The organism is Pseudomonas taiwanensis DSM 21245, assembly GCF_000425785.1.
Taxonomy (GTDB): Bacteria; Pseudomonadota; Gammaproteobacteria; order Pseudomonadales; family Pseudomonadaceae; genus Aquipseudomonas; species Aquipseudomonas taiwanensis.
In genome coordinates this window covers 608,621-633,911 of the sequence record NZ_KE384450.1, presented here as the reverse complement: position 1 = coordinate 633,911, position 25,291 = coordinate 608,621, and the positions used below count along the sequence as shown (strand labels likewise).

At 62.1% G+C, this 25,291-nt stretch carries 24 protein-coding genes; 9 read left to right on the top strand and 15 right to left on the bottom strand.

Annotated elements, in window-relative coordinates; all coding sequences use genetic code 11:
* Window positions 1-547 precede the first annotated feature (547 nt).
* The 9 genes from msrQ to mrcB all read right to left on the bottom strand — a co-directional run bounded on the left by msrQ (window position 548) and on the right by mrcB (window position 10,391).
* On the bottom strand, window positions 548-1,159 hold the full coding sequence (gene msrQ, locus H620_RS0121795) for a protein-methionine-sulfoxide reductase heme-binding subunit MsrQ (protein ID WP_023378665.1): 612 nt from the start codon (window positions 1,157-1,159) through the stop codon (window positions 548-550).
* Complete coding sequence (gene msrP / locus H620_RS0121790) at window positions 1,159-2,172, bottom strand: protein-methionine-sulfoxide reductase catalytic subunit MsrP (protein WP_027908031.1); 1,014 nt, start codon at window positions 2,170-2,172, stop codon at window positions 1,159-1,161. Before msrP ends, msrQ begins: the two co-directional genes overlap by 1 nt.
* A gap of 79 nt (window positions 2,173-2,251) precedes the next feature.
* Entirely contained in the window at window positions 2,252-3,103 is an 852-nt protein-coding gene (gene pssA, locus H620_RS0121785) for a CDP-diacylglycerol--serine O-phosphatidyltransferase (RefSeq protein ID WP_003250045.1), read from the bottom strand.
* A gap of 150 nt (window positions 3,104-3,253) precedes the next feature.
* Window positions 3,254-4,270 (bottom strand): ketol-acid reductoisomerase, encoded by a 1,017-nt coding sequence (gene ilvC / locus H620_RS0121780; protein ID WP_023378663.1) that lies wholly within the window; start codon window positions 4,268-4,270, stop codon window positions 3,254-3,256.
* 56 nt (window positions 4,271-4,326) lie between these two features.
* The gene (gene ilvN, locus H620_RS0121775; RefSeq protein WP_003250040.1) at window positions 4,327-4,818 is read right to left on the bottom strand and encodes an acetolactate synthase small subunit; all 492 of its coding nucleotides are present in this window, start codon (window positions 4,816-4,818) and stop codon (window positions 4,327-4,329) included.
* Window position 4,819: 1 nt separating this feature from the next.
* The gene (locus H620_RS0121770) at window positions 4,820-6,544 is read right to left on the bottom strand and encodes an acetolactate synthase 3 large subunit (protein ID WP_023378662.1); all 1,725 of its coding nucleotides are present in this window, start codon (window positions 6,542-6,544) and stop codon (window positions 4,820-4,822) included.
* Window positions 6,545-6,951: 407 nt separating this feature from the next.
* The gene (locus tag H620_RS0121765; protein WP_023378661.1) at window positions 6,952-7,284 is read right to left on the bottom strand and encodes a YqcC family protein; all 333 of its coding nucleotides are present in this window, start codon (window positions 7,282-7,284) and stop codon (window positions 6,952-6,954) included.
* On the bottom strand, window positions 7,284-8,054 hold the full coding sequence (locus H620_RS0121760) for a tetratricopeptide repeat protein (protein ID WP_027908030.1): 771 nt from the start codon (window positions 8,052-8,054) through the stop codon (window positions 7,284-7,286). The genes H620_RS0121765 and H620_RS0121760 overlap by 1 nt, the downstream gene beginning before the upstream one ends.
* Before the next feature lie 15 nt (window positions 8,055-8,069).
* The gene (gene mrcB, locus H620_RS0121755; RefSeq protein ID WP_023378659.1) at window positions 8,070-10,391 is read right to left on the bottom strand and encodes a penicillin-binding protein 1B; all 2,322 of its coding nucleotides are present in this window, start codon (window positions 10,389-10,391) and stop codon (window positions 8,070-8,072) included.
* 116 nt (window positions 10,392-10,507) lie between these two features.
* Here mrcB and H620_RS0121750 point away from each other — a divergent pair, with 116 nt between their 5' ends.
* The 3 genes from H620_RS0121750 to H620_RS0121740 all read left to right on the top strand — a co-directional run bounded on the left by H620_RS0121750 (window position 10,508) and on the right by H620_RS0121740 (window position 12,949).
* Complete coding sequence (locus tag H620_RS0121750; RefSeq protein WP_027908029.1) at window positions 10,508-12,070, top strand: bifunctional aminoglycoside phosphotransferase/ATP-binding protein; 1,563 nt, start codon at window positions 10,508-10,510, stop codon at window positions 12,068-12,070.
* Window positions 12,071-12,168: 98 nt separating this feature from the next.
* The gene (locus H620_RS0121745) at window positions 12,169-12,516 is read left to right on the top strand and encodes a pentapeptide repeat-containing protein (protein ID WP_027908028.1); all 348 of its coding nucleotides are present in this window, start codon (window positions 12,169-12,171) and stop codon (window positions 12,514-12,516) included.
* Window positions 12,517-12,670: 154 nt separating this feature from the next.
* On the top strand, window positions 12,671-12,949 hold the full coding sequence (locus H620_RS0121740) for a TfoX/Sxy family protein (protein WP_023378656.1): 279 nt from the start codon (window positions 12,671-12,673) through the stop codon (window positions 12,947-12,949).
* A gap of 193 nt (window positions 12,950-13,142) precedes the next feature.
* Here the strand turns inward: H620_RS0121740 and H620_RS0121735 are convergent, their stop codons facing one another.
* Genes H620_RS0121735 through H620_RS0121720 form a run of 4 tightly spaced genes read right to left on the bottom strand, consistent with a single transcriptional unit; the run spans window position 13,143 to window position 16,728 of the window.
* The gene (locus H620_RS0121735) at window positions 13,143-14,030 is read right to left on the bottom strand and encodes a ChaN family lipoprotein (protein WP_023378655.1); all 888 of its coding nucleotides are present in this window, start codon (window positions 14,028-14,030) and stop codon (window positions 13,143-13,145) included.
* Window positions 14,031-14,042: 12 nt separating this feature from the next.
* Window positions 14,043-14,810: a heme ABC transporter ATP-binding protein gene (locus H620_RS0121730; RefSeq protein WP_023378654.1), complete on the bottom strand. Its 768-nt coding sequence runs from the start codon at window positions 14,808-14,810 to the stop codon at window positions 14,043-14,045.
* A complete protein-coding gene (locus H620_RS0121725; RefSeq protein ID WP_162144467.1) occupies window positions 14,810-15,793 on the bottom strand; it encodes a FecCD family ABC transporter permease in 984 nt (327 codons plus the stop codon). The genes H620_RS0121730 and H620_RS0121725 overlap by 1 nt, the downstream gene beginning before the upstream one ends.
* A gap of 50 nt (window positions 15,794-15,843) precedes the next feature.
* The gene (locus H620_RS0121720) at window positions 15,844-16,728 is read right to left on the bottom strand and encodes a heme/hemin ABC transporter substrate-binding protein (protein ID WP_023378652.1); all 885 of its coding nucleotides are present in this window, start codon (window positions 16,726-16,728) and stop codon (window positions 15,844-15,846) included.
* Between the two features lie 149 nt (window positions 16,729-16,877).
* Here H620_RS0121720 and H620_RS0121715 point away from each other — a divergent pair, with 149 nt between their 5' ends.
* Window positions 16,878-17,195, top strand: coding sequence for a Rieske (2Fe-2S) protein (locus tag H620_RS0121715; RefSeq protein WP_027908027.1), 318 nt, complete (start codon window positions 16,878-16,880; stop codon window positions 17,193-17,195).
* On the opposite strand, the gene sfsA is transcribed toward H620_RS0121715, so the two are convergent.
* Complete coding sequence (sfsA, locus tag H620_RS0121710; protein WP_023378650.1) at window positions 17,185-17,898, bottom strand: DNA/RNA nuclease SfsA; 714 nt, start codon at window positions 17,896-17,898, stop codon at window positions 17,185-17,187. The two genes, H620_RS0121715 and sfsA, sit on opposite strands and share 11 nt — an antisense overlap.
* Window positions 17,898-19,070 carry a pyridoxal phosphate-dependent aminotransferase gene (locus tag H620_RS0121705; RefSeq protein WP_023378649.1) on the bottom strand — a complete coding sequence of 391 codons (1,173 nt, stop codon included), beginning with the start codon at window positions 19,068-19,070 and terminating at the stop codon, window positions 17,898-17,900. The genes sfsA and H620_RS0121705 overlap by 1 nt, the downstream gene beginning before the upstream one ends.
* Window positions 19,071-19,280: 210 nt before the next feature.
* Here H620_RS0121705 and dksA point away from each other — a divergent pair, with 210 nt between their 5' ends.
* The 5 genes from dksA to H620_RS26075 form a co-directional block, all read left to right on the top strand.
* On the top strand, window positions 19,281-19,724 hold the full coding sequence (gene dksA / locus H620_RS0121700) for an RNA polymerase-binding protein DksA (RefSeq protein ID WP_023378647.1): 444 nt from the start codon (window positions 19,281-19,283) through the stop codon (window positions 19,722-19,724).
* A 65-nt stretch (window positions 19,725-19,789) separates the two neighbouring features.
* Window positions 19,790-20,677 carry a tRNA glutamyl-Q(34) synthetase GluQRS gene (gluQRS, locus tag H620_RS0121695; protein WP_023378646.1) on the top strand — a complete coding sequence of 296 codons (888 nt, stop codon included), beginning with the start codon at window positions 19,790-19,792 and terminating at the stop codon, window positions 20,675-20,677.
* Between the two features lie 138 nt (window positions 20,678-20,815).
* Window positions 20,816-20,992, top strand: a complete 177-nt coding sequence (locus H620_RS27040) for a hypothetical protein (protein WP_003250005.1) — start codon at window positions 20,816-20,818, stop codon at window positions 20,990-20,992.
* Window positions 20,976-23,951 (top strand): sensor histidine kinase, encoded by a 2,976-nt coding sequence (locus tag H620_RS0121685; protein ID WP_027908026.1) that lies wholly within the window; start codon window positions 20,976-20,978, stop codon window positions 23,949-23,951. The genes H620_RS27040 and H620_RS0121685 overlap by 17 nt, the downstream gene beginning before the upstream one ends.
* Window positions 23,952-23,955: 4 nt before the next feature.
* Window positions 23,956-25,291, top strand: a 1,336-nt coding sequence (locus tag H620_RS26075) for a sigma-54-dependent transcriptional regulator (protein ID WP_049818841.1), incomplete at its 3' end; no start/stop codon positions are given.

The following is a 25,291-nucleotide window of genomic DNA, read 5'->3' as shown; positions in this document are numbered from 1 at the left end:
CTCAACCGAGGCGCGCATTCTACGCTTTCCTCATTTGCTGTCAAGCGTTTATTTTGAAGTTTTTTGCGAGAAACTCGTTTAGCTTCAAACACTTGACTCGCTGCGATCTCTCGTAGCGGGAGGCGAATAATACAGCGTTTTAAAACGCTGTCAACCACCTCTTTCAGCGCTTCCGATTGCTTTCTAAACGCTCAACCTGTTGATTAACAAGGAGTTTTTCGTTTCGACTGCGTCGGAAGTGGGGCGCATTATAAGGGGATTCGAGAGGCCGTCAACCGTTAATGTTCATTTAAATTGAAATAATGGCAAACACGGACCGTATCGAGGCCGCCAGGTGCCCGCCGCGATGCATTCAGCGGTTTGTAGATCGAGCGCCGCCCGCGCGGCGCATCGCGAGCAAGGCTCGCTCCTACAGGTTGTTTTTGGTCAGTAACGCCAGTGGCAGACGCACGCGACCGCCTGGTTTGTACGGTTCGATAACGTGGCGTATACCAACGCGGGCGGCGCTCAATCCCATAGGCGCCAGAACGACCAAGGCAGCTACGCCTCAAACCACCCTGCCCTGCTTCCTGGCGATCCTGGGAAGCACCCGCGACACAGCTGGAATCCGCAGCGCCATCAGCAAGGCGCCTATCGACGCATAGATGGCCCACTCCCTGAGGTCGGAACGCACGATCCAAAGGAAATGCAGCAACCCCAACCCAAGAATCACATACACCAACCTGTGCAGCTTCTTCCAGCGTGCCCCAAGCCGCCGCTGGCTGTAACGGTTCGAGGTGACCGCCAACACCAGCAAGCCAAGAAACCCGAGCGCTCCCACGATAATGTAAGGCCGCTTACGCAGCTCCACCGCCAACTGCGCCCAATCCAGCCCGAGGATAAAGAACAGGTAGGCCAGGATGTGCAGCACGATATAGGCGAACACCCACAACCCCAGCTGCCGCCGAATCACGACCCAGCCCGACCACCCCGATAACTTCTGCAGCGGGGTCATGCCCAGGGTGACCAGCAGGAAGGTCAGCGCCCCGAGCCCCAGGCGATCCATCATGATCTTGCCCGGATCCGGCCCAAGCAGATTCATCGCGGCCTCATACAGCCACCACACCGGAAACAGGCAGCCCACAACGAAAATGGCCAGTCGCAACCAGGGATAACGCATCAATAGTTCTTCCGCAGATCCAGCCCGGTATACAGCGACGCAACTTCGTCGGCGTAGCCATTGAACATCTGGGTTTCCCGCACGTTGGGACTGAACAACCCACTGGGCAGACGCCGCTCACGCGCCTGAGTCCAACGCGGATGGTCGACCGTCGGATTCACATTGGCATAGAAGCCATACTCATCCGGCGCCAACCCTTGCCATGTGGTGCCAGGCTGCTCGGCCACCAGGCTGATGCGCACGATCGACTTGATGCTCTTGAACCCATACTTCCAAGGCACCACCAGCCGCAAAGGGGCGCCATTCTGGTTAGGCAGTTCCCGGCCGTACATGCCAACCGCCAGGATCGTCAGCGGGTGCATCGCCTCGTCGAGGCGCAACCCCTCCCTGTAGGGCCAGTCGATCAGGGCAAAGCCTGAACGCTGCCCAGGCATATGCTCTGGATCGTTCAGGGTTTCGAAGCGCACATAACGCGCCTTCGAGGTCGGCTCGACCTGCTTGAGCAACTGCGCCAACGGAAAACCCAGCCAGGGGATGACCATCGACCAGGCCTCGACACAGCGCAATCGGTAAATACGCTCTTCGAGCTGATAGGGTTTGATGAAGTCTTCCAGCGCATACCGCCCCGGCTTGCCCACCTCACCATCGATCACCACGCTCCACGGCTCAGTCTTCAGGCTGCCACCATTGGCCGCCGGGTCGCCCTTGTCGGGCCCGAATTCATAGAAGTTGTTGTAGTGGGTCGCATCCTTGAAGGGCGTGATCGCCTCATCTTTGACCGTTACCGCCTGCCAGCGTGTAGCTGCAAGCTTCTCGGTGAACCAAGCCGGTGCGGCGCCGGCCTGCACATCGGCATAACGCGAGGCTTCAACCGCGCTGGCCCGGCCCGGCAATGCGCCCAGGGCGAGGCCAGCCAGGGAGCCACCCAGCAGGGTTCGACGGGAAAGGTATACGCCTTCGGGGGTGATCTCCGATGCCTTGCACTCGGAAGACTTGGGAAGCTTGATGAGCATGGTCGGCTCCATAGCACTGGATAGCGGATGTTCCAGTAAGACTATGGAGCCGGAGGGTTATTCCACCATTAAAAGAATGTCACGCTTTACGACGGCGCGCTTTCAACAGGAACTGGATTGGCCCCGAAGCCGCGTAAGCGAGGAAGATCAGCAGCAGGATGCGTGGCGGGTCGCTGAACACCACGGCGAACACCAGCACCACAGCAAGGATCGCCACGAACGGAACGCGTCCCTTGAGGTCCAGCTCCTTGAAGCTGTTGTACTTGATGTTGCTGACCATCAGCATGCCGGCAGCGGCTACCAGCAGCGCGACCAGAAACGACAGTTTCGAGCCCTGGATGCCGTAGTCGCTGAAAGCCCATACGGTACCGGCGACCACTCCGGCGGCAGCCGGACTGGCCAGGCCGATGAAGTAGCGTTTGTCAGCAGTGCCCACCTGGGTATTGAAACGCGCCAGGCGCAGCGCGGCGCCAGCGACGTAGATGAATGCGACCATCCAGCCGACCTTGCCCATGTCGCCCAGCGCCCAGCCGAACGCCAGCAACGCGGGTGCCACGCCAAAGGCAACCATGTCCGACAGCGAGTCGTACTCGGCGCCGAAGGCACTCTGGGTATTGGTCATGCGTGCCACTCGGCCATCGAGACCGTCAAGCACCATGGCAACGAAGATGGCGATGGCGGCAAAGGCAAAATACTTGCTCGCCTCCCGCGGGTCACCGGCACTGAGGGCGCTCTGTGCGCTCATCGAACTGATGATGGAATAGAAACCCGCGAACAGGTTGGCGGTGGTAAACAGGTTAGGCAACAGATAGATGCCGCGATGGCGCACCTTGCGCCCTTCGGCGTCATGCCCTTCTTCAACGTGCTCATCGACAGGTAGCAGGCTTTCGGCGTCGGAGGGCTTGTTCGGCTCTTCGGGACGTTCGCTCATGGAGGGTACCTTGCAACAGGATGGAAAATGTTCGACACGGGCCTGCAAAACAGGTTCTTACAGCAAGCCACTGGTCTGCTTTATACCAGAAGCTGACTGTCGGAACGAAAAAACGCGGCCGAAGCCGCGTTTTTCATCTTTCGATAAGACTTAGTTCTTGGTCTTGTCGACGATCTTGTTAGCCGAGATCCAAGGCATCATCGAGCGCAGTTGCTCACCGATGATCTCGATGCCGTGGGCAGCGTTGTTACGACGCTTGGCGGTCATCGATGGGTAGTTGGTGGCGCCTTCGGAGATGAACATCTTCGCGTATTCGCCGTCCTGGATGCGCTTCAGAGCGTTGCGCATGGCCTTGCGGGATTCTTCGTTGATGACTTCTGGGCCGGTGACGTACTCACCGTACTCGGCGTTGTTGGAGATCGAGTAGTTCATGTTGGCGATGCCGCCTTCGTACATGAGGTCAACGATCAGTTTCAGCTCGTGCAGGCACTCGAAGTAGGCCATTTCCGGCGCGTAGCCAGCTTCGACCAGGGTTTCGAAACCGGCTTTGACCAGTTCGACGGTACCGCCACACAGAACAGCCTGCTCACCGAACAGGTCGGTCTCGGTCTCGTCCTTGAAGGTGGTTTCGATGATGCCGGTACGGCCGCCACCAACGCCCGAAGCGTAGGACAGGGCAACGTTCTTGGCATTGCCGGAGGCGTCCTGGTAGATAGCGATCAGGTCAGGGATACCGCCGCCTTTGACGAACTCGGAACGAACGGTGTGGCCCGGAGCCTTCGGCGCGATCATGATCACGTCCAGGTCGGCACGAGGAACGACTTGGTTGTAGTGGATCGAGAAGCCGTGGGAGAAGGCCAGGGTGGCGCCCTTCTTGATGTTCGGTTCGATCTCGTTCTTGTACAGCTGGCCCTGGAACTCGTCCGGAGTCAGGATCATGACCAGGTCGGCAGCAGCGACGGCAGAGGCAACGTCGGTCACTTTCAGGCCATGGGCTTCTGCCTTGGCAACGGTGGCCGAACCTTTACGCAGACCGATGGTGACATCCACACCGGAGTCTTTCAGGTTGCACGCCTGAGCGTGGCCCTGGGAGCCGTAACCGATGATGGCGACTTTCTTACCCTGAATGATGGAAAGGTCGCAGTCTTTGTCGTAGAAAACTTTCATGGAAATACCCCTGGTTATATCTCGGCCCCCTGCGGAGCCATCGCTAATTTTTGAATTTAGATGCTGAGCACTTTGTCGCCACGGGCAATGCCGGTGACGCCACTGCGCACGGTTTCGAGAATCGATGCAGTGCCGATCGCCTGGATGAAGCTGTCCAGTTTGTCGCTGGTACCGCTCAGTTGCACGGTGTACACGCTGGCGGTGACGTCGACGATCTGGCCACGGAAGATATCCGTGGTGCGCTTGATCTCGGCGCGCTGGGCACCGGTGGCCTTGACCTTGACCAACATCAGCTCGCGCTCGATGTGAGCACTTTCCGACAGGTCGACCAATTTGACCACTTCGACCAGCTTGTTCAGGTTCTTGGTGATCTGTTCGATCACTTCGTCATGGCCAACGGTGGTCAGCGTCAGACGCGACAGGGTCGGGTCTTCGGTCGGCGCCACGGTCAGGCTTTCAATGTTGTAGTTGCGCTGGGAGAACAGGCCGACCACACGGGACAACGCACCGGGTTCGTTTTCCAGCAGCAGGGAGATGATGTGCCGCATATCAGGTACGCTCCGTCTTGCTCAGCCACATGTCACGCATCGAGCCATCCTTGATCTGCATCGGATAGACGTGCTCGGTACGGTCAACCGCGATGTCGATGAACACCAGGCGGTCCTTCATCGCGAAGGCTTCCTCCAGCTTCGGCTTGAGGTCCTTCAGGCTGGTGATGCGGATGCCCACATGGCCATAGGCCTCAGCCAGCTTGATGAAGTCAGGCAGCGACTCGACGTACGAATGCGAGTGACGACCGTTGTAGGACATGTCCTGCCATTGGCGGACCATGCCCAACACGCCGTTGTTCAGGTTGACGATCTTCACCGGCAGGCCGTACTGCATGCAGGTGGACAGTTCCTGAATGTTCATCTGGATACTGCCCTCGCCAGTGACGCAGGCCACGTCCTGATCCGGGAAGTTCAGCTTGATGCCCATGGCCGCCGGGAAACCGAAGCCCATGGTGCCAAGGCCACCAGAGTTGATCCAACGGTTCGGCTTGTTGAAGCGGTAGTACTGCGCCGCGAACATCTGGTGCTGACCTACGTCGGAGGTGACGAAGGCGTCGCCATGGGTCACTTCGCAGAGGGTCTCGATCACGGTCTGTGGCTTGATGACGCTGCCGTCGCCCTTGTCGTAAGGGAACAGGCCACGGTCACCGCGCCATTCGTCGATCTGCTTCCACCAGGCATCCAACGCGGCCTTGTCAGGCTGCTCGCCGATTTCCTTGAGGATGGTGAGCATTTCGCTCAGCACGCTGTCGACTGGCCCCACGATCGGTACGTCAGCCTTGATCATCTTGGAGATCGACGCAGGGTCGATGTCGATGTGGATGATCTTGGCGTTGGGGCAGAACTTGGCCGGGCCATTGACCACACGGTCGTCGAAACGCGCACCAACCGCCAGGATCACGTCGGCATTGTGCATGGCCATGTTGGCGGTGAAGCTGCCGTGCATACCGAGCATGCCAAGGAACTGGCGATCGGTGCCCGGGAAGCCACCCAGCCCCATCAGGGTATTGGTGACAGGCAGGTTCAGCGACTTGGCGATTTCGGTCAGGGCTTCGGAGCCACCACCGAGGATGACGCCGCCACCGGAGTACACGATCGGGCGCTTGGCGGCGAGGATCATCTCGGCTGCCTTGCGGATCTGACCGGAGTGGCCGCGTACGGCTGGGCTGTAGGAGCGCAGCTTGACCTTTTTCGGGTAGACGTATTCGAACTTCTCGGCCGGGTTGGTCATATCTTTTGGAATGTCGACCACGACCGGGCCAGGACGGCCGGATTGCGCCAGGTAGAACGCTTTTTTCAGGACTTCAGGGATTTCCGAGGCATGCTTGACCATGAAGCTGTGCTTCACGATAGGCCGCGAGATCCCGATCATGTCGGTTTCCTGGAAGGCATCGGTACCCACCATGGTGCTAGGCACCTGGCCGGACAGGATGACCATCGGAATCGAGTCCATGTAGGCGGTGGCAATACCGGTAATGGCATTGGTCGCACCCGGGCCGGAAGTCACCAGCACCACACCGGCCTTGCCGGTGGCACGGGCGTAGCCGTCCGCCATATGGGTAGCAGCCTGCTCGTGACGAACCAGGATGTGCTCGACTTCCGGTTCCTTGAACAGTGCATCGTAAACATGAAGGAGAGCACCACCAGGGTACCCGTAGATGTGCTTAACGCCTTCGTCACGCAAGAAGCGGACGACCATCTCAGCGCCAGATAAAAGCTCCACGTTGTTCACCTCTAAAACGCCAGAATACCGCCCACATGGACGGGTCTTAATAGGTTTACTGCCAAGCAGAGCATGAGCGAACGTCAGCACTGACTGAGCAAGTATTGGGAGCTCCCCAGAGTGTTGCGGGGGTTTCCCACCCAGCGCGAGGTAACGCGTTGCGGGGTGTAACAGGTCGGCGCGGGTGTGCGCCTCATGATCTGCTTAGCGGGTCTGCTTCTGGCAGTCCCTCTACAGCGGAATCTGGATTCTTGTGATTTGGCGGCTACAAGTCAAGAAAATTTATTGCCAATTTTTCCTCAAGATGAATTCCTGCCACCACTAAAAACCGCCTCAGCAGCAGAAAAAATAAGATTTCCATAAAAAAGGGCCACAATCTGCGGCCCTTGAAGGAAAAAAAGAAGAAATCAGGCGGAAGGAGCGATCAATTGATCGAAAGCTGCCAAAAGGCGCCGCAGCTCACGACTTTGCTCCGGACGATCGACAAAGACGGTTTCGGCCATGACCAGGATGCCCGAGGCGTTGGGCAGCGGTTGGCCCCGCTCGATGATAAGCCTCATGCGGGGCAGGAAGATCCACTGCAGCCACTGCTCGAAGCTCAGCGTATCGACCGCAAATGGCACCGTGCTGGCCAGCGCCTGCTTGCTCGGCGAGGCGTCGCTCCACCAGCCTTGCACCTGCAGCTCACGCTCGATGAGCAGCAGGTGATCGGCGATGTCCAGGATCCGTTGTTCGACCATCAGGAGCTGACCCGAGCCTTTTGCCGCGCCAGTGCGGCACCGGCGCTATCGCCTTGCTTTTCGCGTGCCTGGGCGATGGTGTTCCACAGCTCGGCCTGCAGGCTCGGGCGGCCGTTGGCATAGCTCAGGCCACGACGCGCCAGTTGTTCGGCCTGAGCGGCATCCCCTTGGGACAAGCGTACCTGGGCCAGGCGGAACAGCACTTGCGGCTCGCGCGGGGCGATGCGCTGGGCACGCTCCAGGCTGGAAGCCGCGCCATTGAAGTCGCCACTGCCTTGCTGCTGCTGGGCGGTGGTGAGCAATGCCAGCACCGGGCCGTCCAACTGCTCATCGGCCGACAGGCCACCCGAGGCACCGCTGCGTGGAATACCGGTCGGGGCGCTGGTGGCGCTCGAACCGCCACTCATCGACGCGATGTCGAACGGCTCGTCGGCGATCGGATTGGGGTTGGTCGTGATCGGTGTGGTGCTGATTGGCGCAGTGCTGATCGGCGCCGCCCCGGTCGCGGCCGGGAACGTCTGGATTGGCGCGGAACCCGCGCCCTGTGGAATGACCACGGTCACCCCGGAGTCCTCGGGCAGCGTCTGTGCCTGAGAGGTGCCACCGCTCATGCCAACCGCCGAACGGTTGGCAGTGATGCGCTCGCTGTTGGACACGCGTGTGCTCGAGTCGACGACCGGGATATTGCCCCGCGGAACGCTGGAGCAACCCTGGAGCACAACCAGTGCCGTCACGGCAGGAAACCACCACTTTTTCACTTCACACCTCATCAATGCAGCCAGTGCTTAATTCATCCAGCCCTTGACCCAGTCCATGACCGACTCAACCGGATCCTGCTCACCGCCACAGGTCGCACCCGCGGGCGGTTCGCTCCCGCGAATATACGGCATCTGCACGGCTCCCGGACAGCTGCCATCGGAACCTTGCCCGCTGTACGGGTCGATCCAGGCCTGCACTACATTGTCCGGCTGCGGCATGTCCAACGGCAGCGGGTCGGCCTTGCGCATGAAGCTGGTCCATACCTGCAGGGCACCGGTGGCGCCAGTGAACGGTGTCTTGCCGTTATCGTCGCGGCCCAGCCAGACCACGGCCAGCAGGTCCTGGCTGAAGCCGGAGAACCAGCTGTCGCGCGAATCGTTACTGGTCCCGGTCTTGCCTGCCAGGGTCAGCGAACTTGGCAGCACGCTGTACACCGAACGACCGGTACCTTCACGCATCACTCGCTGCATGGCGTTCTGCACCAGGTAGATCGAGCCCGGATCGAAAGTCTGCTGGATCTGGAACGGGTAGCGCTTGAGCGGCTCGCCTTCGGCCGTCAGCACGCTGCGAATACCGCGCATCGGGGTATTGAAGCCACCATTGGCGATGGTCTGGTACATGGTCGCGACCTGCATCGGCGACATCCCACCGGCGCCCAGCAGCATCGATGGGAAGGCTGGCCAATCGACATTCACGCCCAGCCGCCCAATGGTCTTGATGACGTTCGGGACCCCCACTTCCAAGCCGATCTTGGCGGTCGACAGGTTGTAGGAGTTGGCCAGCCCCTGATACAGGTAGATGGTGCCATGGGGGCGGCGGTCGTAGTTCTGCGGACGCCATACCTGGCCGTCGGCGCCCTTGACCGAAAACGGCTCATCCTGCACGCGGCTGGTCAGGGTGTACTTGGTCGGTTGCTCCAGCGCGGTCAGGTAGACCGCTGGCTTGACCAGCGAACCAATCGGACGCACCGCATCGATGGCGCGGTTGAAGCCGGCGAAGCCCGACTGGCGGCTGCCGATCAGCGCCTGCACCTCACCGGTTTCCGGGTTGGTCACAACCATTGCCGACTCCACCTCATCAGCGCCCTTGCGCCCGGCCAGGCGCTTGAACGTCTCGCTCATGGCGCTCTCGGCCTTCATCTGCAGGATCGGGTCGAAGCTGGTGAAGATTCGCAGGCCTTCTTCGGTCAAGTCCTCATCGCGGTAGTCCTGACGCAGCTGACGCTTGACCAGGTCGAGGAAGGCCGGGAACGAGCTGTCGGCCAGGCTGCCACGCTTGGTCACGCCCAAGGGCATTTTCTTGGCCGCTTCGGCGACTTCCTTGCTCACCACGTTCTGCTCGGCCAGCAGGTCGAGCACCAGGTTACGGCGAGTCAGCGCACGCTCCGGGTAACGGCGCGGGTTGTAGTAGGACGGCCCCTTGACCATACCCACCAGCAAGGCGACCTGATGCAGCTTGAGTTCCGACAGCGGCTGGCTGAAAAAGAACTGGCTGGCCAGGCCGAAGCCATGCACGGCACGTTGACCGTCCTGGCCAACGAACACTTCGTTGAGGTAGGCCTCGAGAATTTCGCGCTTGTCGTAATGCAGCTCCAGCAGCACGGCCATCATCGCTTCGGTGAGCTTGCGGCTGAGACTGCGCTCGCTGGTCAGGTAGAAGTTCTTCACCAACTGCTGCGTCAGGGTACTGCCGCCCTGGCGCATGGAGCCGGATGACGTGTTGACCCACATGGCGCGGGCAATCGACTTGGGCGATACGCCGAAGTGGCTGTAGAAGTCGCGGTCTTCCACCGCCACCAAGGTTTCGAGCAGGTACGGCGGCACCTGGTCGATCTTGATCAGAATGCGGTCTTCGAGGTTCTTCGGATAGATACCGCCGATCATCAAAGGCTCCAGGCGCACCACATCGAGCTTGCCGCCGTTGGCGCCGGAGAGCCCCGCAACATAGTCACCGGAGAAACGCACGCGCACGAACTGGGCCGGCTCCATGCCCTCGTAGAACTGGAAGCCACGGGTATTGAGGTCGACGTTGTTACCATTGACCGCGGCCGCACCTGGGCCGTTGGCGGCGCTCTCGCGCCGATAGCCGAGCGCATCGAGTTCGGTGAGGAAGTCGTTCTTGCTCAGTTTCTGTCCGACGAACAGCTCCAGCGGCCGGGCATACACCTTGGCCGGGATGGTCCAGCGCTTGCCAGAGAACTTCTCCTGGACGACGGCATCGAGGTAAACCGCGAAGCCGGCGACGATCACAAGGCCAACCAGGCTGAGCTTCAAAGCCCAGCCCAGCCAGGCGCGGGAGCGGCCGGTCGGGCGTTTCTGAGGGGTGCGGGGGGATCGAGTTCGAGTCATGACGGCGGATTATACGCACTTTGTAAAGGCTGGGCAGACGCCCTCTGGCGGTATGCAGGGACGGCACCATTGACCATAATGGCGCATTCGAATTCCCTGCGCCGGAAGGATTTCTCGTGAGCCAAGCCTTGATCAACGCCTTGCAGAACCCAGCCCTCTACCCTCACCCGGTGGATGGCTTCCAACTCATCGAGACGCATATCTCCTGGGTTCTGCTCACCGGCGAGTACGCCTACAAGGTCAAGAAACCGATGAACTTCGGCTTTCTCGACTTCACCAGCCTGGATAAGCGCCAGCATTTCTGTAACGAAGAGTTGCGTCTGAACCAGCGCCTGACCGACGGTCTCTACCTTGAGGTCCTGCCGATCACCGGTACTGCCGAGGCACCGCAAATCGGCGGCGAGGGCGAGGCTATCGAATACGTCCTGAAAATGCGTCAGTTCCCCCAGGGCCAAATGCTCAACACGCTGCAGGCCAACGGTGAACTGAATGCTGGCCATATCGACCAGATGGCCCGACAGATCGCCGAGTTCCACCTGCAGGCGCCAAAAGTGCCGGTCGACCACCCGCTGGGCACCCCGGACAGCGTCATGGCGCCGGTGGAGCAGAACTTCGAGCAGATCCGTCCGTTCCTCACCGACAAGGCCGACCTGCAACAACTGGACAACCTGCAAGCCTGGGCCCACAGCAGCTTCGAGCGCCTGCACAGCCTGTTGGAGCAACGCAAGGCCAAAGGCTTCATCCGTGAGTGCCATGGCGACATCCACCTGGGCAATGCCACCCTGATCGACGGCAAGGTGGTGATCTTCGACTGCATCGAGTTCAACGAGCCCTTCCGCCTGACCGATGTCTACGCCGACGTCGGCTTCCTGGCCATGGACCTGGAAGACCGTGGCCTCAAGTGTCTGTCGCGCCGCTTCATCAGCCAGTACCTGGAGCTCACCGGCGACTACGAGGGCCTGGAGCTGCTCAACTTCTACAAGGCCTATCGTGCCCTGGTACGCGCCAAGGTTGCGCTGTTCAGCCTGCCGGCAGACGCCGACGGCGTACAACGCGCCACCACCCTGCGTACCTACCGTAACTACGCCAACCTGGCGGAAAGCTACAGCGCCATCCCCTCGCGCCTTCTGGCCATCACCCACGGTGTTTCGGCCGTGGGCAAAAGCCATGTCGCCATGCGCATGGTCGAAGCCCTGGGGGCCATCCGCGTGCGTTCGGACGTAGAGCGCAAACGCCTGTTCGGTGAGCAGCAAGCGGCAAACGCCGGGCAGCAGAACACCGGCATCTACGACCAGAACGCCAGCGCCGCCACCTACCAGCGCCTGCACGAGCTGGCGGCGACCATCCTGCGCGCCGGGTTCCCGGTAGTGCTCGATGCCACCTACCTCAAACGCGCACAGCGCCAGTCAGCGGCGGAAGTCGCCAATCACACCGGCGTGCCTTTCCTGATCCTCGACTGCCACGCCCCTGAGGCCGTCATCGCCAGCTGGCTGGAGCAGCGCCAGGCAGAAAACAGCGACCCTTCGGATGCCACCCTGGAGGTGATCAAGGCGCAGCAGGCCAGCCGTGAGCCTCTGGACGAGGAGGAACTCAAACACAGCACCCGCGTCGACACCCAGGACAGCGCCAGCATGAACCAGGTGATCGATCAGGTTCGCCAGCGTTTGCCAGGCCTCTGAGCCTCAAGGCGTGAAGCAGTCGACACTTCACGCCTGAAGTTCGGCGCCTCCACAGTGATGGCATTACAATATCATCACAATCATAAGGAGGCGCCGTCATGAACCAGCCCCGTCAACTGGACAATGCCCTGTACGCATTGGTCCGCGACGAGAACATCAGCGCATTCAATCGTGAAAGACCCGCCGAGGGGCTGATCGACTTTCGCGGCGGCGACTTCCGTGGCCTGGACCTGCGTGAGCTGGATGCGCGTGGCATCGACTTCACCGACGCGTACTTCCGCGCTGCCGACTTGCGCGGGCTGGACCTGCGTGACAATGGCCTGGAAGGGGCGAGCATCGCCCATGCCCAGATCTCCGGCACGTACTTCCCGCCGGAGCTGAGCGCGGACGAAATCCTCATGTCAGCCAAGTTCGGCACGCGCATGCGCTATCGACCGAAAGCCTGAATCATGGCTGGGGCTGCCCGACAGCCCCACCTCTCGGGCATCTCGTCGGCCCCGATGGCAAAAGGCCGCGCATTTGCGAACCCCCGCTACACTCCTTTCTGACCTGCTCGCGATTTATCCCCCAAGACCCGTTCAGCCATCGCAAGGAGGCTAGATGAACGATGAATTGCAGCATCTGAAGAATCTTGGCAAGACCTCTGCGCAGTGGTTGCACGCGGCGGGTATACACAGTGCGTCGGACCTGCGTCGTCTCGGTGCCGTGGGTGCGTACCAAGCCGTCAAAACGCGGGGATTCCGGGCATCGAAGGTGCTGTTGTACGCCATTGAAGGCGCGCTCCTGGACATGCACTGGAACGATTTGCCGGCCGAACGCAAGGAAGCACTCAACCAACAACTGGATGCGAAATGCCTTACGCAAAAAAATGCGAAATGAACGCACAAAGGGGATTGACGATTAAATGAGAATCGTTATGATTATCACAACTGGTCGCGAGACTGGTTGGATAAGCTGAAAGCCCCTGGTTCGGACTCTCAGATTATCTCCTCATCAGGCTAATCACGGTTATTGACCCGGCAGTTTTGCCGGGTCTTTTTTTGCCTGGACGCTGACCGGCGCGCCGAAATCGTTACTGACGCAGCGTCGCGCAGTAATCCTGCTCGGGCAGGGCGGCGGTGTACCACACGTAATCGGCCATGCCAGCTTCCACAGTCTGACCCACCTCGGCCAAGATCAACACCTTGGTCTCCCCTTTCGCCTCCAGGTCGGCCAAATGCAGTGGCACGCCCAGGTCCTTGCGCGCGTGATAGGCCCCGGTCAGCAACATTGCAGGCTGCGGCGCATCGTTGAGTCGTTCGGCGATTCGCCGGTCACGCTGCTGCTGAACGGCCAGCATCGCCGGCAGTTGGCTTTCCGGCAACAGACCACAGTGTCCTTCCCGTACCTGCTTGAGCAATGCCGCTTTCACTGCCGGGCTGTTGGAGCGTGTGCCGGGCAATGGCGGCGGCTGGCGATAGGCCTGACGCATCTGCTCGGGTGAAAGGTTGGCCGCCAGCAAGGGGACATGCCCCTGCAAGGCCTCCCGCACGATCGGCCCATACAATGGCCAATCCCAGCCGTCATCCCAGGCCAGAGCCTTGGGCAGGTCCTGAGGCAACTGGGCTTGCTGCTGCACGGCATCGACCTGGGACTGCTGGTCCGGTTGCAGCATCTCCATCAACAGGCTGCCCTGGGGGCGCTGGGTCTGCACGGCACGCAGCAACCATAGCTGCAGGGCATGGTGGTCAGGGTTGTCATGCTTCTCGCCCACAATCACTCGTGGCGCATCGGCCAGGCGCCGGACCAGTTGCTCAGGGCTGATCGACTGACCGCTGGTCAGGTCGCGAATCTGCCCCAACCGCGCACTGTCACGCCCTTCACTGCTTTGCCAGGCCGGTAGCGTCGGCAAGCTCGCCTGGCACCCGCCCAAGGCCAGCCCCAGACCCAGCGAAACAGCAGACAGCCATGGATGACGCATGCACAGAGCCTCCTAGCGAGTGATGATCAACGGGTGGCCACGCTCTGGGTGCTCCTGCACCAGAACATCGATGCCAAATACCGCCTTGAGCGCCCGAGGCGTCAAGACCGCCTGCGGCTCAGCAAGCGCATGACAGCGCCCCTGCTCCAGCAGCAGGATGCGATCACAGTAACGCGCCGCCAGGTTCAGGTCATGCAGGATCACCAGCACCGCCGCACCACGGTCGGCAAAGCTTCGCACAACCTGCAACGTGGTGTGCTGGTGCAGAGGGTCGAGCATCGAGGTTGGTTCGTCGAGCAGCAACGTGGCCCCCACTTCGCCTGGCCATAGCTGGGCCAGGACCCGCGCCAGGTGAACCCGCTGACGCTCGCCGCCGGACAGCGCCAGGTAGCTGCGCTCGACCAGATGCCAGGCATCCGCTGCCTGCAACGCCGCCTCGACGATCTCTCGATCACGTTGCCGGCCGGTGTCATGAGGCAGACGCCCCATGCCGACCACCTCGTCCACACGAAAGCCGAACCCCAGGCTGGACACCTGTGGCAGCACCGCCAGGCGTCGTGCCCGCGCCTGCCCTGGCCAGTCGGCCAATGCCCGCCCCTGCAACCTCACCTGGCCCTCGCTGGGCGCCAGCTCGCCGCACAGCACACCCAACAGACTGCTTTTGCCCGCACCGTTCGGACCGAGCACGCCCAGCACCTGGCCTGGCTGCAACTGAAGGTGGAGGCCGTGCAGCACCTCGTTGCTTCCCCGCCGCAAGTGCAGGCCCTCGACTGAAAGCATCAGTTGCGCCCCCGTACCAGCAAAAACAGAAAGAACGGCGCACCAATGAACGCGGTAACGATCCCAATCGGCAACTCGGCTGGGGCCAGGGCCAGGCGCGCAACCAAATCGGCAAACAACAGCAGCGCGCCGCCTGCCAGCAGCGAGGCCGGCAGCAATACCCGATGATCCGGGCCAGCCAGCAGCCGCACCCAGTGCGGCACCACCAGACCGACGAAGCCGATCAGGCCGGCTGCCGCCACCGCCGAACCTACGCCCAGCGCCGTGCAAAGCACCAGTTCGCGCTTGAGCCGCTCCACATCGACTCCCAGGTGACGGGCCTCCGATTCACCCAGCAGCAAGGCATTTAGCGCCTGCGCCCGACGCGGCAGCCAGATCGCCACGGCCAGCGTGACCAGAAGCACTGGCCATGAACGCTCGTAACTGGCGCCATTGAGGCTGCCCAGGTTCCAGAATGTCAGTGTACGCAGCGTGGCGTCATCGGCCAGATAGGTGAACAACCCCACCGCCGAGCCGCCTAAAGCGGTCATGGCGATGCCGGCCAGGAGCATGGTGGCGACATGGGTCTGGCCATCGCGCCGGCCCAGGCGATACACCAGCGCGGTCACACCGAGCCCACCGACGAATGCACAAGCCGACAGCAGGTACGGTGCCAGCGCTTCTGGCAAACCTCCAAGCCAGCTCCCCGCCACGATCGCCACTGCCGCGCCAAGCGCCGCGCCGCTCGCCACGCCCACCAGCCCCGGGTCAGCCAACGGGTTACGAAACAGCGCTTGCATGGCAACCCCGGACATCGCCAGCACCGCTCCGACGGCAAGGCCTAGCAAGGTGCGCGGAACGCGGATCTGGCCAAGAATCATCTGCGCCTGCTCGAGGCCATCACCTCCAACGGGCAGCCCGAGCAAGCGCAGCCCCGCGCGCAGGGTATCGAACAATGGCAGGCTGACCGGCCCTAGTGCCAGCGACAGCCAGACCGCAAGCAGACACAGAAGGCCCAAACCCAGGCACACGCTGCGCGGCGCGATTCGCTGCTTCATTGAGTGGGACGTGCCTCGGCATTGGGATAGAAGCTTTCCGCCAACCCTTGCAGGGTGGCCGGCAAGCGTGGGCCAAGGCCACCCACCAACAGGGTCGGGTCCAGCGCAACCAGGCGCTGCTCACGCACCGCGCGTGATACGGCCAGTGCCGGGTTTTCCTTGAGCAATGCTTGCAAGGCCTGCTCGCCCACAAGGGCACGGTCGGAGAACACCACGACATCCGGGTCCAGCGCAGCCAACGCTTCGACGGAGAAATGCTTGTAGCCTGGGTGTTCGGCGAGGTTACGCCCACCAGCCTGACGCACTACCCAATCGCCCGCCGTGCCTTGCCCGGCAATCAACGGTTTGGCTCCCGCATGGCCGACCAGCAGCAATACGCCCGGCGCCTTCTGGCCTGCCTGGGCCTGTCTGACCCTTGCCGATAGCGCTTCCAGTTGCTGGTGGTAGCCCGCAGCCAGCTCCGAAGCCTTCTGCTGCACCCCCAACAATTTGCCCAGCTGCTTGAGGTTTTCATCCACGGCAGCCAGCTCGGCCTTGCTGGACAACAGCTCGACCTGCACACCGGCCTTGCGAATCTGCGCCAACACCGGCGGCGGCCCCATTTCCTCGGTCCCAACCAGTACATCCGGGCGCAAACTGAGAATGCCCTCGGCCGACAGCTGCCGTTGATACCCGATGCTTGGTAATGCCTTCAGCGACTCAGGATGCTGGCTGGTGGTATCGACACCAACCAGCCGCTGCTCGCCACCCAGCAGGCTGATCCATTCGCTCAGGGAGCCCCCAGCACTGACCCAGCGTTGCGGCGAGTCGGTGGCCAGGGCCTGGGTTGAAAGCACCAGGCCCACGCACAGGGCGACATGGGCAGCGATACGGCGCATCATCGGATTCCTCCTGAAGGCAGGCCACGCGCCTTGTGGCGGGCGGCGGAACTGCGCACCATAGGCAGGCAGGCGCAGCGAGCGGCTGCAATTTGATAATTATTCGCATTAAAGCGTCAAGCCAGACGTTGCCACCTGGAACACCCCCTGCCATGCACTTCCTTTGTACTTCCCACGGGCTGCCCGAGGGCCATAGCCGCGCCTTCAGCGTAGACGGCACCGCGGTGTTCGGCGTACGTCGCCGAGGCCAGGTGTACCTGTACCGCAACCGTTGCCCCCACCGCGGTATTGCGTTGAACTGGGCAGAGGACAGCTTTCTCGATGACAGCGCCAGCCTGATCCACTGCGCCCATCACGGCGCCCTGTTCCTGATCGAAAGTGGCGAATGCGTGGCCGGCCCCTGCGAGGGCGAGGCGTTGGAGGCCCTGGGCTGCCGTGAGGACAGCCAGGGCATCTGGCTTACCGGTTGAGCAGCACCGGCAAAGGGCGGTCGATGACGATCTGACCGGCGTCCAGGCGAGCGCCGTAGGCCAGCACTTCTACGCCATCCGCCACGGCCGCGCGCAGGGCCTGACTGTAGGCCGCATCGATCTCTTCGGCAGGGCGCACAGCGTCCACACCGGTCAGGTTGACGCAGTACAGCTGCACCGCACGAATACCTTGCCGGGCCAGGGCCGCCAATTCGCGTAAGTGCTTGGCACCGCGCTGGGTCACCGCATCGGGGAAGGCGGCGACCGAGGAGTCCGGGTAACCCAGGGTCACGCTCTTGACCTCGACATAAGCCGGGCCATCGGCGAACTCCAGGCGAAAATCCACACGGCTACGTTCTTCGCCGTACGCCACCTCGCGCTTGAGTCCAGTGAAACCTGCCAACTCACGGATGACACCTGCGTGCAACGCTTCTTCGACCAATGCATTGGCCCGACCGGTGTTCACGCAGGCCAGGCGCCCCTGAGGCGTTTCGCTGATTTCCCAGGTTCCAGGCAACTTGCGCTTGGGGTCGTTGGAGCGGCTGAACCAGACCTGACCACCTTCAAGCATGCAATTGAGCATGGAACCGGTGTTGGGGCAATGGATGGTCAGCTGCTCGCCGCTGGCCAGTTCGATATCGGCCAGAAAGCGTTTGTAGCGACGCAGCAGGCGCCCCTGTTCGAGTGCGGGTGAAAAGCGCATCAGCCTTGCCAGCTCCGCAGGCCACGGGCAATGCGCTGTACCGCCTCCTCCAGGCGCGGCAAGCTCTGGGTATAGGCAAAACGCACATGATGACCGGCCAGGTGGCGGCCAAAGTCCAGACCTGGGGTAAAGGCCAGGTGTTCGGTTTCGAGGAAATGCCGGCAAAACGCAAAGGCATCGCCGCCAAATGCGCTGATATCGGCATAAAGATAGAACGCGCCCTGAGGCTCGACGGCGATCCCGAAGCCCAGCTCGCGCAGCGCCGGCAACAGGAAATCGCGACGGCGGGCGAACTCTGCGCGGCGCTCTTCGAGAATCGACAAGGTCTCGGGCTGGAAGCATGCCAACGCGGCGTGCTGGGCCATGCTCGGTGCGCTGATATAGAGGTTCTGCGCCAGTTTCTCCAAGTCGGCCACGGCACTGGGCGGTGCCACCAGCCAACCCAGGCGCCATCCGGTCATGCCGAAATACTTGGAAAAACTATTAAGGACAAAGGCCTCATCATCGACTTCCAGCACGCTCGCAGCGTCCATGCCATAGGTGAGGCCGTGGTAGATCTCGTCCACCACCAGGTGACCATGGTGCTCACGGGTGGCCCTGGACAGGCTGGCCAACTGGTCACGGCTGAGCACCGTGCCGGTCGGGTTGGCTGGCGAAGCGACCAGGGCGCCAACGGTGTCCTTGTCCCAGTGGCGCTCGACCAGATCGGCCGTCAGTTGGTAGTTGACGTCCGGCCCCACCGGGACCAGTTGGGCGCCGCCTTCGACCAGGCGCAAGAAATGTCGATTGCAGGGGTAGCCTGGGTCGGCCAGCAACCAGTGCTTGCCGGGGTCCACCAACAGACTGCTGGCCAGCAACAGCGCGCCCGATCCGCCAGGGGTGATCAAAATGCGCTGCGGGTCGATCGTCACGCCATAACGCTGCTGGTAGAAGCCGGCGATCGCCTCGCGCAAGGCCGGCAAGCCACGGGCCGCGGTGTATCGGGTATGACCTGCCGCCAGCGCCGCCTGGCCCGCCGCGACGATGGGTGCAGCGGTGGTGAAATCTGGCTCGCCGATTTCAAGGTGGATCACATCGTGCCCAGCCGCCTGCAACTCGTTGGCCCGCGCCAGCAGTGCCATGACATGGAAGGGTTCGATGGCGCGACTGCGCGCACTGTGGGTGTGGGCCATGACCTTCTCTCAATTGGGTCTAAACTGTGGATTCTACCTCTGCGCGGCACCGAACGTACGACTTGCGCCGCTGTCAACCACTAGAATCGGGCGGGGTAGCGCACCCCCGATCTATCTGGTAAGTTCGGCGGCTCGCAGTCGCAGGGCCGGCGGGTGCCGGAGATGGAGCAGCCTGCGCATTGGATCAGATGAGTGAGAGGCGGTCTATTCATGTCCACCGTAGAAAAGCACAAAGCCCAGACCATGTACGGTGTCGAGCCCTACGTAGAAAAGCAGGGCGAAGAGTACATGGGCGAGCCCATGAAAAAGCACTTCACCAAGCTTCTCGGTGCCTGGAAACAGGAACTGATGAACAGTGTGGACCGCACCGTGGATCACATGAAGGACGAAGCTGCCAACTTCCCCGACCCGGCTGACCGCGCCAGCCAGGAAGAAGAATTCGCCCTTGAGCTGCGCAACCGCGATCGCGAGCGCAAGCTGATCAAGAAGATCGACAAGACCCTCGACAAGATCAAGGCCGACGAATACGGCTGGTGCGAATCGTGCGGCATCGAGATCGGCCTGCGTCGCCTGGAAGCCCGTCCCACCGCCGACCTGTGCTTCGATTGCAAGGAAATCGCGGAGAAGAAGGAAAAGACGGTCGGCAAAGGCTGACTCTTTTCCCATTCGAACGGGGCGCACCATGCGCCCCGTTTTCATTTTTACGACCTGTACGGCCCATGAAAGACTCCCGCTATATCGGACGTTTCGCCCCCACTCCCAGCGGCTTCCTGCACTTCGGCTCGCTGGTCGCCGCCCTCGCCTCCTGGCTCGACGCCCGCGCGGTCGATGGCCGCTGGCTGGTACGCATGGAAGACACCGACCCGCCCCGGGAAATGCCCGGGGCCCGCGACGCGATCCTGCAGACCCTAGAGCGCTACGGCCTGGAGTGGGATGGCGAAGTGGTCTACCAGAGCCAGCGCCACGACGCCTACGCCGCGGTGGTCGACCGCCTGTTCAGCATGGGCCTGGCCTACGCCTGTACCTGTTCGCGCAAGCAGCTGGAGGGCTACAACGGCATCTACCCAGGCTTTTGCCGTAACGCCGGGCATGCCCGAGAAGGCGCAGCGATCCGGCTACGGGTGCCTGAGTTGATCTACCGCTTTACAGACCGGGTGCAGGGCGAGTTCCAGCAACACCTGGGGCGTGAAGTGGGCGATTTCGTGATCCAGCGGCGTGATGGGCTGTATGCGTATCAACTGGCGGTGGTGCTGGATGATGCCTGGCAGGGTGTTACCGACATCGTGCGCGGGGCGGACCTGCTCGACAACACCCCACGCCAGTTGTACCTGCAGGAACTGCTGGGCCTTTCGCAGCCGCGTTACCTGCATATTCCGCTCATCGTGCAGCCGGATGGACACAAGCTGGGCAAGTCCTATCGCTCGCCGCCGCTGCAGGCGGAACAGGCGACGCCTTTGCTGCTGCGCGCGCTGCGGGCCTTGGGGCAGGCAGCAGACCCGGAGTTGCGGCTGGCAACACCGGCTGAAGTCCTTGCGGTAGCCCGCAAGCAGTGGCGGCCAGAGGCGATTGCCCGGCAGGCCACTGTTGCAGAGGCAGACTTGCACTGACGCAGGCCCGGCCTCTCGAAAACAAAAGCCCAATAAATTCAAACTCTTGGCGAACCCCATGGATTCCCGCTAGCATCGCCCCAGCCATTTGCGCCAATAATAAGTCCAAGCCCGCAGCGCCCAACCATCGAGGCCAGCATGTACATCTATCGTTTGGTCCTGCTTCTGGTCGTGGGGATCTACCTGTTCTCCCCGGCCATCATGGACTGGTGGATCGAACCGACCGGAGCCTGGTACCGCCCCTACCTGCTCTGGCTGATCCTGATCGTCGTCACCTTCATCCTGCAGAGCCAACGAGATGCCGATGAGCTTTAGCCTGACCCAGATGATCCTGATCAGCGCCGCGTACCTTCTGGTGCTGTTCGGCGTGGCCTGGATCAGCGAGCGAGGGCTGATTCCCCGCTCCATCATCCGTCACCCCCTGACCTACACGCTGTCGCTGGGGGTATACGCCAGCGCGTGGGCCTTCTATGGGTCGGTTGGCCTGGCCTACCAGTATGGCTATGGCTTCCTGGCGTGTTACCTGGGGGTCTCAGGCGCGTTCCTGCTCGCGCCGGTGCTGCTCTACCCGATCCTGAAGATCACCCGGACCTACCAGCTTTCCTCGCTGGCAGACCTGCTGGCGTTTCGCTTTCGCAGCACCTGGGCCGGTGCGCTGACGACGGTGATCATGCTGATCGGCGTGTTGCCGTTGCTGGCCCTGCAGATCCAGGCGGTCGCAGACTCGATCAGCATTCTCACCGGAGAACCGGTCAAGGCGCGGGTGGCGTTCGCCTTCTGCGTGCTGATTATCCTGTTCACCATTTTCTTTGGCTCACGTCATATCGCCACGCGCGAAAAACACGAAGGTCTGGTCTTCGCCATCGCCTTCGAATCGGTGATCAAACTGCTGGCCCTGGGCGGTATCGGACTGTATGCCCTGTATGGCGTGTTCGGCGGCCCTCACCAGCTAGAGGTGTGGCTGCTGCAGAACCAGACCGCCCTGGCGGCGTTGCATACCCCGCTGCAGGAAGGGCCATGGCGCACCCTGCTGCTGGTGTTCTTCGCCTCGGCTATCGTCATGCCACACATGTACCACATGGCCTTCACCGAGAACCTCAACCCGCGCTCGCTGGTCAGCGCCAGCTGGGGCCTGCCACTGTTCCTGCTGTTGATGAGCCTGGCGGTGCCCCTGGTGCTCTGGGCCGGCTTGCGCCTGGGCGCCAGCACCAACCCCGAGTATTTCACCCTGGGCCTGGGAATAGCTGCCGGCAATCCGGCTCTGGCCTTGCTCGCCTACGTCGGCGGGTTGTCGGCCGCCAGCGGACTGATCATCGTCACCACCCTGGCGCTATCGGGCATGGCGCTCAACCATCTGGTGCTGCCGCTGTACCAGCCCCCCGCCGAGGGCAACATCTACCGCTGGCTGAAATGGACCCGACGCGCACTGATCGTCGCCATCATCACCGCCGGCTTCATGTTCTACCTCACCCAGAACAACCACCAAAGCCTGGCCAACCTCGGCATCGTCGCCTTCGTTGCCACCTTGCAGTTCCTGCCCGGCGTGCTGTCGGTGCTGTACTGGCCGACCGCCAACCGCCGTGGCTTCATCGCCGGCCTGCTGGCGGGCACCCTGGTGTGGATGGTAACGATGCTGTTGCCGTTGCTGGGCAACCTGCAGGGCTTCTACATTCCGCTGCTGGACATGATCTACGTGCTGGACGACACCAGCTGGCACATGGCGGCCATTGCCTCGCTGGCGGCCAACGTGCTGTTGTTCACCCTGATCTCGCTGTTCACCAACGCCAGCACCGAAGAAGCCAGCGCCGCCGAGGCCTGCGCGGTGGACAACGTACGCCGCCCGCAACGTCGTGAGCTGCATGCCGCCTCGCCCCAGGAGTTCGCCACCCAGCTGGCCAAGCCATTGGGCGCCAAGGCTGCGCAGAAGGAAGTCGAGCAGGCGCTACGCGATCTCTACCTGCCCTTCGACGAGCGCCGCCCCTACGCCCTGCGCCGCCTGCGCGACCGCATCGAGGCGAACTTGTCCGGCCTGATGGGGCCAAGCGTTGCCCAGGACATGGTCGAGACCTTCTTGCCCTACAAGTCCGGCAACGAGAACTATGTCACCGAAGACATCCACTTCATCGAAAGCCGTCTGGAAGACTACCACTCGCGCCTGACCGGCCTGGCCGCCGAGCTCGATGCCCTGCGCCGTTACCACCGCCAAACCCTGCAAGAGCTGCCCATGGGCGTATGCTCGCTGGCCAAGGACCAGGAAATCCTGATGTGGAACAAGGCCATGGAAGAACTCACCGGCATTGCCGCCAAGCACGTGGTGGGCTCGCGCCTGGTCACCATCAGCGAACCCTGGCGCGGCCTGTTGCAAGGCTTCATCAATGTGCCCGACGAGCACCTGCACAAGCAGCGCCTGGCCCTGGACGGTCAACCCCGCTGGCTGAACCTGCACAAGGCGGCCATCGACGAGCCACTGGCACCAGGCAACAGCGGCCTGGTGCTGCTGGTCGAGGACCTCACCGAGACCCAGGCCCTGGAAGACAAACTGGTGCATTCCGAACGCCTGGCCAGCATTGGCCGTCTGGCCGCCGGTGTAGCCCACGAGATCGGCAACCCGATCACCGGCATCGCCTGCCTGGCGCAGAACCTGCGTGAAGAGCGCGAGGGTGACGGCGAGATCATCGAGCTGTCCAGCCAGATCCTGGAGCAGACCAAGCGAGTGTCGCGCATCGTCCAGTCGCTGATGAGCTTCGCCCACGCCGGCGGCAGCCACCAGAACAGCGAAGAGCCGGTGTGCCTGGCAGAGGTGGCCCAGGACGCCATTGGTCTGCTGGCGTTGAACCGGCGCAACTTCGAAGTACAGTTCTTCAACCTCTGCGACCCCGACCACTGGGCCGAGGGCGACCCGCAGCGACTGGCTCAGGTGCTGATCAACCTGCTCTCCAACGCCCGCGATGCCTCGCCACCTGGCAGCGCCGTTCGTGTGCGCAGCGAGGCCAACGAGCACACGGTCGACCTGATCGTGGAGGATGAAGGCAGCGGCATTCCCAAGAACATCATGGACCGCCTGTTCGAACCGTTCTTCACCACCAAGGACCCTGGCGAGGGAACCGGACTGGGGCTCGCTCTGGTCTATTCCATCGTGGAGGAGCATTATGGGCAAATCACCATCGACAGCCCGGCCGACATCGAACGGCAACGTGGCACCCGGATCCGCGTGACCCTGCCCCGGCATGTCGTAGCGACGTCCCCTGAAATTCGAGACCGTCGAGAGAATTGAATCAATGCCGCACATTCTGATCGTCGAAGACGAAACCATCATCCGCTCGGCCCTGCGTCGTCTGCTGGAGCGGAACCAGTACCAGGTCAGCGAAGCCGGCTCGGTACAGGAAGCACAGGAACGCTTCAGCATTGCCACCTTCGACCTGATCGTCAGCGACCTGCGCCTGCCCGGTGCACCCGGTACCGAGCTGATCAAGCTCGGCCAGGGCACACCGGTGCTGATCATGACCAGCTATGCCAGCCTGCGCTCGGCAGTAGATTCGATGAAAATGGGCGCGGTGGACTACATCGCCAAACCGTTCGACCACGACGAGATGCTCCAGGCCGTCGCGCGCATTCTGCGTGACCGGCAGAACGCACCTGTCGTGGCCCCAGTCACCGCCGAACCGCGCCCCAATGGCAAGGCACCGCTGGCCGACAAAGGCAGCATGGCACCGGCCAATGGTGAAATCGGCATCATCGGGTCCTGCCCGCCGATGCAGGACATGTTCAGCAAGATCCGCAAGGTCGCGCCCACCGATTCCAACGTACTTATCCAGGGCGAGTCGGGCACCGGCAAGGAGCTGGTCGCTCGCGCCTTGCACAATCTGTCGCGCCGCGCCAAGGCACCGATGATTTCGGTCAACTGCGCGGCCATTCCCGAGACCCTGATCGAATCCGAACTGTTCGGCCACGAAAAAGGCGCCTTCACCGGTGCCAGCGCGGGGCGTGCGGGGTTGGTGGAAGCAGCCGACGGCGGCACCCTGTTCCTCGACGAGATCGGCGAACTGCCGCTGGAGGCCCAGGCACGCCTGCTGCGTGTGCTGCAGGAAGGCGAGATTCGCCGGGTGGGTTCGGTTCAGTCGCAGAAAGTTGATGTGCGGCTGATCGCTGCAACGCACCGGGACCTGAAGAACCTGGCCAAGGCCGGGCAATTCCGTGAAGACCTTTATTACCGCCTGCATGTCATTGCCCTGAAATTGCCGGCCCTGCGTGAGCGCGGCAGTGACGTCAACGAAATCGCCAACGCCTTCCTGGCTCGCCAGAGTGCGCGCATTGGCCGTGACGACCTGCGTTTCTCGGCAGAGGCCGAGCAAGCGATCCGTCACTACAGCTGGCCAGGTAACGTGCGCGAGCTGGAGAACGCCGTGGAGCGTGCAGTCATTCTGAGCGAAAGCCCGGAAATTTCTGCCGAACTGCTGGGCATCGATATCGAGTTGAGCGACCTGGACGACGATATTCTCGACGACACCCCGATCATCGCGGGTAGCAACGCCAACAATGCCAGCCATGAGCCCACCGAGGATCTGTCACTGGAGGACTATTTCCAGCACTTCGTCCTCGAGCACCAGGACCACA

What these genes read in the sequence shown, in the direction of transcription:
- msrQ (WP_023378665.1), bottom strand. Translation starts at nt 1,159, where the DNA reads ATGCGTTATCCCTGGTTGCGACTGGCCATTTTCGTTGTGGGCTGCCTG.
- msrP (WP_027908031.1), bottom strand. Translation starts at nt 2,172, where the DNA reads ATGCTCATCAAGCTTCCCAAGTCTTCCGAGTGCAAGGCATCGGAGATC.
- pssA (WP_003250045.1), bottom strand. Translation starts at nt 3,103, where the DNA reads ATGAGCGAACGTCCCGAAGAGCCGAACAAGCCCTCCGACGCCGAAAGC.
- ilvC (WP_023378663.1), bottom strand. Translation starts at nt 4,270, where the DNA reads ATGAAAGTTTTCTACGACAAAGACTGCGACCTTTCCATCATTCAGGGT.
- ilvN (WP_003250040.1), bottom strand. Translation starts at nt 4,818, where the DNA reads ATGCGGCACATCATCTCCCTGCTGCTGGAAAACGAACCCGGTGCGTTG.
- H620_RS0121765 (WP_023378661.1), bottom strand. Translation starts at nt 7,284, where the DNA reads ATGGTCGAACAACGGATCCTGGACATCGCCGATCACCTGCTGCTCATC.
- H620_RS0121760 (WP_027908030.1), bottom strand. Translation starts at nt 8,054, where the DNA reads ATGAGGTGTGAAGTGAAAAAGTGGTGGTTTCCTGCCGTGACGGCACTG.
- mrcB (WP_023378659.1), bottom strand. Translation starts at nt 10,391, where the DNA reads ATGACTCGAACTCGATCCCCCCGCACCCCTCAGAAACGCCCGACCGGC.
- H620_RS0121745 (WP_027908028.1), top strand. Translation starts at nt 12,169, where the DNA reads ATGAACCAGCCCCGTCAACTGGACAATGCCCTGTACGCATTGGTCCGC.
- H620_RS0121740 (WP_023378656.1), top strand. Translation starts at nt 12,671, where the DNA reads ATGAACGATGAATTGCAGCATCTGAAGAATCTTGGCAAGACCTCTGCG.
- H620_RS0121735 (WP_023378655.1), bottom strand. Translation starts at nt 14,030, where the DNA reads ATGCGTCATCCATGGCTGTCTGCTGTTTCGCTGGGTCTGGGGCTGGCC.
- H620_RS0121730 (WP_023378654.1), bottom strand. Translation starts at nt 14,810, where the DNA reads ATGCTTTCAGTCGAGGGCCTGCACTTGCGGCGGGGAAGCAACGAGGTG.
- H620_RS0121720 (WP_023378652.1), bottom strand. Translation starts at nt 16,728, where the DNA reads ATGATGCGCCGTATCGCTGCCCATGTCGCCCTGTGCGTGGGCCTGGTG.
- H620_RS0121715 (WP_027908027.1), top strand. Translation starts at nt 16,878, where the DNA reads ATGCACTTCCTTTGTACTTCCCACGGGCTGCCCGAGGGCCATAGCCGC.
- sfsA (WP_023378650.1), bottom strand. Translation starts at nt 17,898, where the DNA reads ATGCGCTTTTCACCCGCACTCGAACAGGGGCGCCTGCTGCGTCGCTAC.
- H620_RS0121705 (WP_023378649.1), bottom strand. Translation starts at nt 19,070, where the DNA reads ATGGCCCACACCCACAGTGCGCGCAGTCGCGCCATCGAACCCTTCCAT.
- dksA (WP_023378647.1), top strand. Translation starts at nt 19,281, where the DNA reads ATGTCCACCGTAGAAAAGCACAAAGCCCAGACCATGTACGGTGTCGAG.
- gluQRS (WP_023378646.1), top strand. Translation starts at nt 19,790, where the DNA reads ATGAAAGACTCCCGCTATATCGGACGTTTCGCCCCCACTCCCAGCGGC.
- H620_RS27040 (WP_003250005.1), top strand. Translation starts at nt 20,816, where the DNA reads ATGTACATCTATCGTTTGGTCCTGCTTCTGGTCGTGGGGATCTACCTG.
- H620_RS0121685 (WP_027908026.1), top strand. Translation starts at nt 20,976, where the DNA reads ATGCCGATGAGCTTTAGCCTGACCCAGATGATCCTGATCAGCGCCGCG.